Consider the following 13,995-nt stretch of genomic DNA (forward strand, 5'->3'; position numbering starts at 1 on the left):
CCTAAAAATTGGCGCACTGATTCATTTCATACATGGTTTCAATACGATCATGGAAATGACTCAAAATAGCGTTGCGAATCGGTTTACCCGTACTGGTTATAAGCCCTTCTATTTGCTCTAACGGCTCTGATGAAACAAGCCAATCACCGATTTGAGCGTAATCTGGTAACCCTGCGTTGACCTTATCAATTGTGGCTTGAATGGCGTTATGAGGCATATCCGCTTTTGCTAACACAAGCAGCGCGCCACAAAAGGGTTTTGCTTCACCAAACACGATCACGCTTCGGAAGCACTGGCTAGCCATCAACTCCGCTTCAATCCATTCTGGGGAAATATTGCGACCAAACGAATTAATCAACACGTTCTTACAACGCCCTTCGATGTGTAAGTAATCGCCTTCAAAGCTGACTAAGTCACCGGTCGCAAACTCTGTTGGATAAAAGCTCTCTGGCTGATTCATATAGCCAAGAAACAGGTTTCCTGACACAATCAGCTCGCCATTTTCTAACCGTGCTTGGGCGTGGGGGAGTAACTTACCAGCGCTACTGGGCTGGTCTGCATTGTTAGTATTTAATGAAACAACCGAGGCACACTCTGATAAACCATAGCCTTGGAATACCGGAAGCCCTAATGCTCGGGCTTGCTCGATCAGCGCTGCCGACACTTTGCCTCCACCGACTGCAATAAATTCAAGTGATGCAGGTGGCTGCCAACCTTGCTGACACGCTAGCACCATAAATGCCAACAGTTCGGGAACTAAAATAATACTGTTCGGTTGTTGCAGGCTAATCAGCGACAACATGGCTTGAGGTTGGGTTAAACGACTACCTTGAAAGCCTCGTTCGGCTTGGCTCGCTAAATAAACGGTGCCACCCACCATTAAAGGCGCATAAATTCCAGCGATGTTCTCCAGCAAGGTAGCCAGTGGTAATAAGCATAAGTGCTTTACTTGTGCTAGCCCTATAGTGCTGGCAAGAGAACGGGCGACCGTTAACTGGGACTCATTACTTAAGCAAACTCCTTTAGGCGTCCCCGTTGTCCCTGACGTAAACGTAATCTTGTGAGTACCTGCGGGTAACAACGGCGCAGCACTAGGATGTAAGCGCTGAAATAACACTTTAGCAAACGGTGTTTGCTTACTTACTTCTTCTAGCGTATTAGCTTGGGTCGGACCGACAACAAGCAATTCACTGGCACTGGCTTGTAACAAATATTCAGTTTGCTGAGCACTGAAAAAAACCGGTACAGGCACACAACAAATATTGGCTTGCTGACAGGCTAAATCAAATAAGGCCCATTCAATACTGTTGTCCATAAATAAGGCCACTCGACTGACCTTTTGATCGGCTAACCAAGCGCGTCGTGTTTCGACCGCATTGACTAACTCGTTATAGGTTAGCTGGTTGTCAGCATCCGCTAAGGCAACATTATGCTGCCATTTTTGGGAGAAGTACCACATCATAAGTTCCTCAAAGAGGCCAATAAGTTATTGGAATTGTTCTGCACGATAGCTAACAAGCCATGTAATTCCTTGCGTTGATAAGCAACCTTAATGGAGGCTTCAATATCCAGCACCATGACCTCTGGCTCGTTATCATAGTAACTTCCCCACTCAGATAAGCTTTGTGCAATACAGTCAGGTGATGCTGGCGCAAGGTAAGTCATTGGGAAGCCCATTGCCGTGAGCAACTGGCGCACTTTTTCTGTGCCAGAAAAGACAAGGTGGCGCACATCCGTTAGATATAGCCCCATCACCACAGTCATAATCAGCGGTAAAGTGAACCGTGGACTTTGCGAGTAAAGGTTACCCATTTCAGCAATTTGGTGGCGAGTTGTGCTAATACCAACTTGCGCAAGGGCTTGAGTAATAGAGGTGGGCAAATATTGTTCAATAAAGAGAGGGACATCAGCTCTACGCACACCGACAGCTGCACGCAGTTGCTTCGTTTTAATACCTAATAACAGCGGTAAGAAAGTGCTAAGGTTCGCATCGTAACATTTAGAAAAGCCAGCCTTGATAAACGCTTCTAGCTCACCACGATCTGAGCTTTGATGCTCAGCCGTTACAAATTCGAAGACCTGTTTTGGCCCTTGAAGTCGATTAACCTTAATAGGTTGCTGTAACACTAATGGCTCTTGCATAGTCAGTCCCTCATACTGGATAAGCTCAGACTAAACGCGAAACCTTATGTAAAACTTATGTCCTTTTTAAGTTTTCTTTCAAAGTGAAATGTTTTGTAATTCATCAAGGCTAATTGTCGAAATGATCCTGAGGACTCAGCAGTTTGCCGCCTCCCTCTTGCAACAAACTGTAAAACGTTCGGTGATGCAGTGGCTTAGAATAAAAATAACCTTGGTATAAACGGCAACCGCGGTGATCTAACAGTTGTTTCTGTATTGAGGTCTCAACCCCTTCTGCGATCACTTCTAACCCTAGCTTTTTCGCCATCAATAGAATCACATCAACGATCGGTGTTTCATCATCAACATTTTCAATATCGTTGACAAAACTTCTATCAATTTTTAGCACATTAATAGGCAACTGATTGAGATAACGCAGCGATGAATACCCAGTTCCAAAATCGTCGATAGAGAAGGAAATACCCTGTTCCTTAAGTAGCAACATGGTATCGATGGCGTGTTTAAAGTTATTTATCAGCAGGTTCTCTGTGATTTCAAATTCAATATTAATATCGTCAACGTTATAACGTTGTAAAATTGGCAAAATCCGTTGAATAAAGTCTGCTTGCATAAAATGGGCAGGACTTATATTGATGGATAAGTGACGGAAGGTATCAGGTAAGCCACTACTCTGCCATTGACACAGAAGGCGTAACGATTCTTCTAATACCCACTCTTCAATGACACTGATCTGACCTGACTCCTCGGCGACTGAGATAAACTCTACCGGAGAGACCATGCCTCTTTCTGGATGACGCCAACGTAATAATACTTCTGCGCCAGAAATAATGCCCATGTTGGTGACTTGCGGCTGTAACCAAATCTCCAATTGCTGACGCTCGATCGCCTTGTGTAAACCTTCCTCTAACTGCCAACGGCTCTGAGCTTGGCGCTGCATGCTGACATCGAAAAAGCGAAAACCATTGCGGCCTTCTGCTTTCACACGATACAAAGCCGTATCAGCTCGTCGCAGCACATGACTACTCGAGTCCTTGATCTGCGGAAACGTTGTTAAACCAATGCTGGTAGAACAATGAATCAAGTTACGCCCAATCTGCACTGGCACAGAAATCATTTCGGTAATACTTGCCGCAATATCCATGGCGCGTTGTTCAGCCTTACCTTCATCCTGATTTAGCTCAGGTAGCATGACCACAAACTCATCTCCACCAAAACGAGCAATGGTTGCTTGCTCTGGTAATCCCTCTTTCAAACGCTGCGCCAACGTCATCAGTAATTGATCACCAACCTGATGACCTAAAGAATCATTGATGGTTTTAAATCGATCGATATCAAGATACAGCACAGCGCCAAAGCAACCTCTTGGCTGAACGATGGAGGCATCAAGACGTTCAATAAACTTGCGTCGATTAGCCAGTTCTGTAAGTGGATCAAAATACGCCAACATTTCTACCTGTCGACTTGCTTGATCCTTTTTTTGCCAAATCTGTTCGACACTCTGAACTAACTCGCCTAATTCATCCGTTTTACAATAGGGTGAACTTGCTTCGTCTTTGTCTGTTTCTTTATCCAAACCAGAGACCCAATGCGAGATTTGTTGAATGGGTTTAGAAAGTGCGAAGTAAAAGACTACAAACAGAATCAGGCTCAACAACAAGGTAGAGATAAGCCCAGACAGAGCCAAAGTAATCGCTCGATTGGTTAAGCCTGTAGAAACAAAGCGTTTATCTAATTCAACAATTAAGCGCGCGTTTCGATCTTGGCTAGAAGGTATTTTGATGAAGCGCTCAATCTGATCGGGAAGCCCCAAGATCTTAAAACTATACTGTATTAAGAAAGACTCTTTATTGGCTCTCGTGATCTCTTTTGCTTCAGCGACTTTATCGCCAAAGTCATCGTCTATTTGCGCTGCTGAAAAAAGAGAATCACTCACCAAAGACTTGGCGATCGACTGTATGTGTTCTGAATCTAAGTTATAGATTGCCTCTTCGAGGCTGGGCCGGTACAGCTCAATAGATCGCTCAATGCTTTCTTTTAAACTGTCTCGTACATGATTAAGATCGAAATAAAACTGGGATAACGCCGAAAGCCCCCCAATAAAAAATGATGTTAATAAAATGATTTTTGCTTGGCGATATGCAATCCGTTGCCCCAATTTCAATTTGATAGGCCTTTATCTAGTTTGACTGTAAATAGTTTGAGCGGATTTGCTCGTACTGGCCACTCTCTTTGATATGGAGTAAACCTTCATTCACCGTTGTTAAAATGGTATCTGCATTTGGATAATATTTGCTAATGCAGACATGTAACGGTAAAACTGCTTCATTAGTAACAGGGGTCACTTTTAAATCTTGCTCAATGCCTAATTGCTTAATGTAAAAAAGCGCAGGATACTCAGCCATATAAAGCAGATCTATGTTTCTATATCTCACGGCTTTAATTGCACTTGCCAAATCAGGGGCTGTTTGATGCTCTATCTTCAAAGTCTCAAGCTGCTTTTGCATGCCCCAGCCTTCGACAGACACCACTGAAAAATTGGATAAATCTTGTAACGTATGGATATTGCTAGTATTCAATTCTCTAGCACTTACGACTACTCGCCTCACAGCAGAAATACTATCACTGAACAGCATAAATCCTTCTCGATCAGGTCGATTAGAACACGAAATAGTGCCTGCTATCAGACCTTGCTCCATCGATTTTACGATACGCTTCCAAGGCATAAGTTTGAAATTGACCGAAACATTCTGGGAGGCAAAGGCGGCTCGAGTGACATCAATATCAACCCCCGTCACTTCACTGGCCTCATTTTCTGCCATGAGATAAGGAGGATAGTCCACCACATAAAAAGTCAGGTCTTCTTCAGCATATAACAAACCTGCAGAGTAGAGACCTAAATACGAAATAAATAGCGTAAAAAGCCGTTTAGTCATCATATTCTAAATGAGCCATTATAAGTCAGTAGAAAGATGTCCCCATCAGTGGGCATAAAACTAACACAGTAAAGGAATGAAAGGATACTATTTACGTACACATTTTAAGCAAAACACTAAGTTCCGCTCTTCAGTTATGTCACTAATCTTTTCACACCAAGCCATAACGTCCATGAGACTTAGCCACATACACCCAAAGACAAAAAGCCCCAAGTTTTATCGACTTGAGGCTTTTATTTAAGGGTTTAATTAATTTCCCTTATTGACTGGATTTAAAACGACTGACCATAGATTGCAATTCATTTGCCAGTTCGTTCAATGACGCTGCCGTATTAGAGACTTGTGAGGCTAAATCACTAGACTCATTCGCACCATCATGAATCACCAACACATTGTTGTTGATCTCTTCCGCCACCAAATGCTGCTCTTCAGCCGAGGCACTAATCTGAATCATCATGTCTTTGATCGTCAAAACTGATGACAAGATTTGTTCGAACACTTTGTATGTCTGTGCCGCCAGATCTACTGAATTGTTCGCTACCGTAACGCTATTTTCCATTTTACCTGCAACGATATTTGTTTGTTGCTGTAAGCGTGTTAGTAACTTGTCAATTTCATCTGTTGACTCAGAAGTTCGTCCTGCAAGCGTACGCACTTCATCCGCTACCACGGCGAAACCACGACCTTGCTCACCAGCACGAGCGGCCTCAATAGCGGCGTTCAATGCCAATAAGTTGGTTTGCTCAGCAATCGCCTTAATCGTATCCAGAATACCGACGATATTGTTCGACTCTTGTTCTAAGGTCGCCATAGACTCATTGGAGCTGTTAATTTCAGCTTCTAACTTATGTAATGAGTCCATTGTTTGTTGAATCAAACGGTTACCTTCTTGCACCTGCTGTTCGCTGTGCTCAGCAGACGCCGCAGCAGAACTACAGTTAGAAGCCACTTCGTTGGCAGTTGCCACCATTTCATTGAAAGCAGTTGATAAATGGTCAACCGAATTAGCCTGCTTCATGACAATATTGCTTAAGTCAGCCGACAAAGTCTCCGAATGATGCGCCACTTTACCCATTTCATGACAAGAATTTTTTGTATGCCCAACGATGCTGTCAATCGATTCCACAAACTGGTTGAAAGCTTTCGCCATTTGTCCAGACTCGTCGTTAGATGACACATCTAAGCGTTGCGTCAAATCCCCTTCGCCTTGGCTGATATTGGTCAAACGCTCCGCCATCACTTTGACGGGTTTGATCACTATCGACGACAAGAAAGAGCCTATTACGATGAAAATAGCCACCATGATTACCGAGATAATGATGATGTTAGTAATAAGGCCATTGGCTTGCGCATAGACCACACGACTTGGAATTAAACCGATGAACTTCCACCCTAAGGCTTCGGATGTGTAAACACGAGCAAACCATTCTTCGCCATCAATGGTAAGCGATTGTACTGAATCGCTGTTATCTAATGAGGAATAAGGGCGTGACGCCTCAGCCAGTTTTCTAAAATTATTTTCAGGGTCAGCCGGATCAGCCAAGATAGTACCGGTATCCTCTACCATCACCACATAACCTTCACCACCGAATTTAACCGTCGCCAACAACTCGGTTAATTTTTTCAGCGTAACATCGACACCTACTACCCCTACAGCACCATCTTTCCCTTCAAAACGCTGCACGTAATCGACCAATGGCGCCCCCGTAAACGTATCACGGTAAGCAGGGATTCGGACTGGCGAAGTGGCATTTATGGACTGGGTATACCAGCCTTTCTTTGTTGGGTCGTAGTTCTCACTACTGTTTCCATGGGGCCATTGCAAATACCCCTTATCTGCAGTGCCTATCCAGATGTAGGCTAGATCAGGATGCGTTTCACCAAAGTCCTCAAACAAAGCAAATGCTTCTTGTTCTTCAGGGGAGTTAGACTCAGGAGTCATCTTCTTTACGGGTTGATTTGCGTAGCTTTCAATACTTCCTGGTGTGATATTTTTAACGGCATCTGCACGCGCAAAAAAAGCTGTATTTTCAGCAAGGTTGTTTAAATACATAGAAAACAGAGCATCTACGTAAAAGATTTCGGACTTGCTTTGATTCCCAAACTTATCAACAGCATCCGTTCGCACGCTACTAATAATAACTAATGACACTAGCAAAACCGGCAGTATTACCCCTGCCGCGACCAGAGCAATGATCTTTGCACGAACCGTCATGTTTACCTCACAAAAAAGCAATTGGGGTGATTCCCCTATTATTAGAATAAAATGCCTGATCAATGCTCTCGACTGCATTTACCCACTTGATCAAACAGTTGCCCCTGAACTTCCCAGTAAATTGATAAGCTAAAGCTGCAAAGTTAAACGCAGTTATTGCCTCAAAACGATTCCGATCTAACTCAAATATCGACTAATTTAGGCCAAAGTTAAATAAAAAATTACTCACATCGTTCAGAACACTCTGTTCTTAGTATCAATTTGATCTGATGCGAAGCAAAAACAGCCGAGCGCTTTAGTCGACACTTGCTTCGTAAGTGTAAACAAAGACGGCTCTATTTGCTGAGTTTCGATGGTCAAATCATGTTATTTTTTATTTCTAAATTGTACGGATATAAAAGCTTTAGAGCCTCCTATGCCTACCTTTTGACCACTCTGGCCAGAGATTTTTAGCGCTTAGGAGAGCCCTCGTATTAAATTATCTATGAGTACTAACAGGTGAGAGCGTAAATGAAAATGGCTTCATCAAAACGGCATTTTTGCATGAGTGATAACGTTTTACTTAAGCGTACATCAACAAAAAAAATAAAATACTGGTTCAGATACTTCCCTTCATAGAGTTTCTGCTTAACTCTCAACGAATTAGCCATTAGCTTAATCGCTACGTATTAGGCACTACTTATAAAAAAAACACATGCCCAAAGCTACATCTTATTGCTCATTTACGACAAGGTGTGCCAATTAGCGCAATTCTCCCTTTTGCTACTAGACGGTCTAAAAGCTAACTGTACTTGGCACACACGCTATAAATTGTTGTTATACTCGGAAGGTATAAGTCAAAATATCAGCCACTTTACGATCGATTTCAATACCCGCTGCAGCAATATCTTCTCGCGTGACCTGATAAAGTAAAGGTTTCATTTCCCGCAGTTTAATAACGGCTTTTGGATCTTCTGTTAATAAAACCGCGACATAAGAAAACGCATCGTAGTAAGCAAAACCATTGTCTTTTAGAGCGTTTAAATATGAATCCAGTGTCTCTTCACCAAAGACCTGTTTAATGGCAGTCACAGCGCCATAAATGGCCGTCCCCTCGCTTAGGGCGGTAGGTGAGTCTTGACTGTCTTTGCCCATAGGATACAAAGCACGTACCAGCGCTTGAATGACGTCCGCTAACAGCATTACATCATTGGTGAAGCTACGCGCAGGCATTTGAATTCGGTAAGCAAGAGGCTGCTCGGCGGAATCAAATAACAACTCAGGCTTAGCCACATCTGTATCCACAACAAACCCGTTGAATTGCGCTTGCTCTGTTGCAGGACCAAAAAGGAATTCCACTGCCGGCAGCCATGCCTCACGAATTTTCTCTAATTTTTGAACCTGCGTTAGCTGAGACTCTGACACCTAAATACCTCAATCATCTAAAACATTACATCAAGCAATAGAGCTGACGTTTCTGGGCACAAACCATACCACAGTGACGCTAATGGAGACTAGAAGCCCTGCTATTCTAACAACAGGGCTTAGATGAATTGGGCTTTAACGCTGATGGGCTAAAGCCGTCTTAGTACAGTCGCCCTGAATACGATGCTTTTCTTGCTCTAATATCTCATCGGTAAACTGTCCCATAAAGCAGCAACAAATCCCTTCCCCTATCATGGTACGTGGCCCCATCGGATGACCGATATGCTGGTAAACGCCATGATGGTGATGATGCCCTTCTCCATGATTATGGCCATGGGAATGACCGTGATGATGGTGATGTCCAGAATGGTCGTGGCTATGGGAATAGTCGTGGCTATGGGAATGGTCGTGGCTATGGGAATGACCAACCGCTTGGATTGTACCAAAGGTTATTTCATGCTTTTTATCCGATTCAGACAAGCCTTGTGTGTCATCTTCTGGATCCACGAACTCTGCATGATGGTGATGCACGTCCACTTCGCCCGCCGCCAAACGACGTTTAAAAGAACTCATTAAGGTTTCTTCTGCGCTATTGAACAGTGAACCATCCATAATCTCGTTTACACGATTCTCAAATGCATCAATGACACGCTCATGGTCACTTAAATAATGTGCTTGGATAAATTCGATGCCCGGATTTTCCTGCGCCACCTTATCTACGTAGCCTTGGATACGCTTAATCAGACGACCGGTAAATAGGAAGTAAGGCGCCACCACGATACGTTTAAAGCCAAGTTTGACCAGCTTTTCAAGGCCAACGCCAACGGATGGGTAAGTCACGCCTGAGTAAACTGTATCCGCCCAGCCAAAGCCCATATTCTCATTGACGATACGGGTCAGTTTCGCCGCTTCAGCGTTGGCAGAAGTATCGGATGTACCGCGGCCAACGACCACCAACATAGTGTCATACAGTTCTGCAGGAGGGTTATTTGGATCAAGACCTAGGGATTCATAAATACGTGCCTGAAAAGCTTCGATCATGTCTTCTTGAAGGCCCAGCTCACGACCGTAATGCATATCGAGACCATCGTTCTTCTCTTGGTAGGTTGTCAGCACCGATGGAATATCATTCTTAGCGTGAGTCGCCGCAAACAACATACCGGGGATGGCATAAATATCATTGACGCCCTGTTTGATTAGGCTATTTAGTCCCATATGGATATTTGGCGCAGAGAACTCTAGGAAACCATATTCAACCGGCAAATCAGGAAAGCGAGCTTTTAGACCTTCGGCTACCAAGCCAAACTCACGTTCTGCGTCCTTGTCGCGGCTACCATGACCACAAATCATAATGCCTTTCTTTTTCACTGGGGTTGAATTACTCATATCTCTCTCTAGATTAAATTACGCAATAGGCGCTTATATTAAAGGGTTAAAATAGATAGACAAGGTTAACTACCTTGTGCTTCTTGGCGCTGATCAATGTCCAATAACAGCGCTTGGATTTTTTCTGCATACTCACCAGGCTCAGACCACATGCCCCGCTGAATCGCTTCTAATAGACGCTCCGCCATCTCTTCTTGGGCGTGAGGGTTATTGTCCTGCATAAATTGTCTATTCTCAGGATCAAGTAATAACGATTCCGTGACTTGCTCGTATTGATAGTCCGCGATCAGGTCCGTGGTGGCATCGTAGGCAAATAAATAATCCACCGTTGCCGTCATTTCAAAGGCGCCCTTGTAGCCATGCTCTTGCATGGCTGAGATCCATTTGGGATTTAATACGCGGCCGCGAATCACTCGGTTCAGCTCTTCCTGAAGTGTGCGCACTTTAGGCTGGCTCGGATTGGAGTGATCATTGTGATAGACACTTGGTGCGCTGCCACGAAGCTGAGTGACCGCATTGGTCATGCCGCCTTGGAATTGGTAATAATCGTCCGAATCTAGAAGATCATGCTCACGGTTATCTTGATTTTGCACCACAGCTTCCAGTTGCCCCAGACGGTTAGCGAACGCTTGCTTCGCCTCCACTCCATCACGCAGATCACCATCGTAGGCATAACCACCCCAATTCAAATAAGCTTCTGCAAGATCGGCTTGTGTGTCCCAGCAACGCTCGTCAATTAAGCCCTGCAAGCCCGCCCCATAAGCACCCGGTTTACTGCCAAACACACGGTAGGAGGCTTGGCGCACAGCGTCTTCAGCATTAAAGCCTTGGCTAAGCAGTTCTTGCTGACGACGCTCCACATTGGCACGAATGGTATTGCCATTGCCTGGCTCTTCAAACGAAGCAATGGCTTGTACAGCGGCGTCATAGAGGCGCATCACGTTAGCAAAGGCATCGCGGAAAAAACCTGATACGCGCAAGGTCACATCCACACGAGGTCGCCCTAACTGCATGCAAGGCAAGACTTCAAAATCGGTTACGCGATTGGAGCCTGGTGCCCAAATCGGACGCACGCCCATCAGAGCAAAGGCTTGGGCAATATCATCTCCGCCAGTACGCATGGTGGCTGTGCCCCAAACAGATAGGCCTAAGTTGGTAGGGTAGTCACCATGCTCTTGCAGATGCCGTAACACCAACGCCTCAGCCGATTTCTGTCCAATCGCCCAAGCCGCAGGAGAAGGAATCGCTCTATTATCTACTGAGAAAAAGTTTCGTCCCGTTGGTAAGGTATCCAAACGCCCTCGGGTTGGCGCGCCACTGGGCCCAGGTGGGATAAATTGCCCCGACAAACCTTTTAACAGAGCTGAGATTTCATCCTCAGCACTTTGTTGCAGTGCCTGACCGAGCGTATTCTTCGCATGGTTTAGTAATACCGAAGTAAGTGGCCACTCTTGCTCCGAGATAGACAAACCATCCACCATCACCTGTAACACAAGTGTTTTGGCCAATAATTCCAAACGCTCTTTAGTATCTGCATGGGTACGCCAAGTCTGCCCTGAGACAGTCTGTAATGCCTGTGTTTTTGCGGACTGCCATGGCTTACTCGACGCCTCCATCGGATCAAAATCGGGCTCATCTAGCTCTAAATCTTTGGCTAAGGCATGTAAAATGCCCATGCTGGTAACACTATTACCACGGGGCAAACGCAGCAAAGCGACTAAGGTATCGGCAAGTTTATCGCGCTCGGGCAATTCCCCTAATCGATGCAGGCCATGACGAATTTGCGACTCTTTGATTTCACACAGATACGCATCCAACTCTTCTAAAACGGACTCATCATCGTCTGCTTGCACACCAGTGAGTTCTTCCAGCAGATGACTGCTTTTTACCTTTTCAAGAATCGAATCACGCAGCCACGCTTCGCGGCGAGTGTCCATGCCAAGAGCTTGGTAATACTCATCGACCAGCGTTTCCAGCTCCGCCATATCGCCATAGCTTTCAGCACGGGTCATGGGTGGCATCAAATGGTCGATAATCACCGCTTGCGTTCGGCGTTTGGCTTGCGCTCCTTCTCCGGGATCATTGACGATAAACGGATAAAAATGCGGCGTTGGCCCCATAGCGATGTCCGGCCAGCAACTTTCTGACAGTGCCGTCCCCTTGCCTGGTAGCCACTCTAAATTACCATGCTTGCCCACATGCACGATGGCATCCACTTGATACACATGTCGTAGCCAGAAGTAATAGGCTAAATAACTGTGCGGAGGAATCAAATCCGGATCGTGGTAGTTGGCGGCTAAATCAAGGTTAAAACCCCGCGCCGGTTGAATGCCTACAAAGGTTTTACCCAAACGAATGCCCGCCAACATCATGCGCCACTCACCGTCTACCGCGCGGCATTTATGATCGTTTTCCGGTGGGCCCCAACGATCCCAGACCGCATTTTGCGCGTCGAGGGGCAGCTGATAAAAATGTTCTAAATAATCATTGAGGCTGAGACTTTGCCAACAGCCACGTTGGTGTAAGGTATTAGGATTATTGGTAACCGTCCCTAACAATGCTTCGATTAAGGCATTGCCACTTTCTGGGACATCTTCAATGGTATACCCAGCTTGCTCCAAAGCACGAAGCAAATTCACGCTCGACGCGGGTGTATCGAGCCCAACACCGTTACCGATTCGACCGTCTTTGGTAGGGTAATTGGCTAAGATAAAAGCTATGCGTTTCTCGCCATTTGCCTGCGAATGCAAACGGGTGTAACGCTTGGCAAGCTTGGCAACAAAGGCTGCGCGCTCTTTATGAAGCTGGTAACAAATCAGATCAATTTGTGCGCGTTCATGAAAACGGGACAAGGTTTTAAAGCTCACCGCGCGGGTGATCACTCGCCCATCCATTTCCGGCAAAACAATTTGCATCGCCACATCACGACTGCGCAAGCCTTGAGTTTGCGCCAGCCAATCTTCTTCGGTACTGCCCGATAAGATTAACTGTAAAACTGGCAAAGGCTGTTCAAACGTCGATTGAAAGTCCGTTGGCTCTGAGGCCAAGTCAGGACTGCCCGCGCGATTGGCAGAAAACCCAGTGCAGTTTAAAATCACTCTGGCGTCGGCCCGCTCTGCCAGCCTATTGATTAATTCTAGGCTGAACGCGTCTTTGAGGGAGGACAAGGCAATCTCTAGCGGCACCACGCCCTGCTCAAGCAATATGTTAGACAGCTCTGTAAAGATCTGGGTATTGCCACTTTGAAAGTGAGAGCGGTAATACAACACCAGCGCCACAGGATAAGCTTGTTCCAGTTCCGACTCATAGCACTGATGCCATGTAGTCTGATCACAGGTTTTGCCATCTAACACCCTAAAGGCATTCGGAAGCGCAACAGGTTCACGCCAATTATCGTTACCCCCAAAATAGGTGTGATCTAAGAAACGGAAAAAGTGTTCGGCGTTGGTCTCACCGCCCTCACGCAGAAAACGCCACAACCGCTGAACAATGTCTTGAGAGGTAGAAGAAGCCTGCATAATGTCTGGATCAGCACTGTCATCCCCAGGCACAATAATCAGATGGCGATTACGCTTGGATTTGGCCCACACTTGTAAACGCTCAAAACCATAAGGCCAATAATGCTGCCCGCCCAGCAAAGACAGCACCACCACTTGGGCTCGGCCTTTTTGCGTGGGCTTATCTAAAACTGCGTCTTCGTAGAGATCATAGGCGGCAGGTTTGACCAACTGCATCCAGTTGGCCAAGCGTACGGAAGGTGAATTACTCTTCTGCCACGAATCAAGTGCTCGGCCAAGAGCACTTAATAACGAGTCGGCAGCCGCCAACACAATGATGTCAGCAGGGCTTTGCCCTAAATCGATGATGCCTTCATCGTCAACAAAGCCACCCGGTTTGGCTGCCAGTAAATGCACA

8 protein-coding genes are annotated in these 13,995 nt (G+C 45.6%); all 8 read right to left on the minus strand.

What is annotated here, in order from left to right; genetic code table 11:
- Nucleotide 1: 1 nt before the first annotated feature.
- Nucleotides 2-1,462, minus strand: coding sequence for an AMP-binding protein (locus tag ASC49_RS02310; protein WP_245624609.1), 1,461 nt, complete (start codon nucleotides 1,460-1,462; stop codon nucleotides 2-4).
- On the minus strand, nucleotides 1,459-2,142 hold the full coding sequence (locus ASC49_RS02315) for a thermostable hemolysin (RefSeq protein WP_055461581.1): 684 nt from the start codon (nucleotides 2,140-2,142) through the stop codon (nucleotides 1,459-1,461). The genes ASC49_RS02310 and ASC49_RS02315 overlap by 4 nt, the downstream gene beginning before the upstream one ends.
- A gap of 109 nt (nucleotides 2,143-2,251) precedes the next feature.
- Nucleotides 2,252-4,303 carry a putative bifunctional diguanylate cyclase/phosphodiesterase gene (locus ASC49_RS02320; RefSeq protein ID WP_055461582.1) on the minus strand — a complete coding sequence of 684 codons (2,052 nt, stop codon included), beginning with the start codon at nucleotides 4,301-4,303 and terminating at the stop codon, nucleotides 2,252-2,254.
- A 16-nt stretch (nucleotides 4,304-4,319) separates the two neighbouring features.
- Entirely contained in the window at nucleotides 4,320-5,078 is a 759-nt protein-coding gene (locus ASC49_RS02325; RefSeq protein ID WP_082443664.1) for a transporter substrate-binding domain-containing protein, read from the minus strand.
- A 256-nt stretch (nucleotides 5,079-5,334) separates the two neighbouring features.
- Nucleotides 5,335-7,290 carry a methyl-accepting chemotaxis protein gene (locus tag ASC49_RS02330; RefSeq protein WP_055461584.1) on the minus strand — a complete coding sequence of 652 codons (1,956 nt, stop codon included), beginning with the start codon at nucleotides 7,288-7,290 and terminating at the stop codon, nucleotides 5,335-5,337.
- A gap of 816 nt (nucleotides 7,291-8,106) precedes the next feature.
- Nucleotides 8,107-8,694: a hypothetical protein gene (locus tag ASC49_RS02335; RefSeq protein WP_055461585.1), complete on the minus strand. Its 588-nt coding sequence runs from the start codon at nucleotides 8,692-8,694 to the stop codon at nucleotides 8,107-8,109.
- Between the two features lie 135 nt (nucleotides 8,695-8,829).
- On the minus strand, nucleotides 8,830-10,080 hold the full coding sequence (locus ASC49_RS02340) for a sirohydrochlorin chelatase (RefSeq protein WP_055461586.1): 1,251 nt from the start codon (nucleotides 10,078-10,080) through the stop codon (nucleotides 8,830-8,832).
- 65 nt (nucleotides 10,081-10,145) lie between these two features.
- A complete protein-coding gene (gene cobN / locus ASC49_RS02345) occupies nucleotides 10,146-13,994 on the minus strand; it encodes a cobaltochelatase subunit CobN (RefSeq protein WP_055461587.1) in 3,849 nt (1,282 codons plus the stop codon).
- Nucleotide 13,995 lies beyond the last annotated feature (1 nt).

Origin of the sequence: Marinomonas fungiae (assembly GCF_001418205.1) — a bacterium.
Taxonomy (GTDB): Bacteria; Pseudomonadota; Gammaproteobacteria; order Pseudomonadales; family Marinomonadaceae; genus Marinomonas; species Marinomonas fungiae.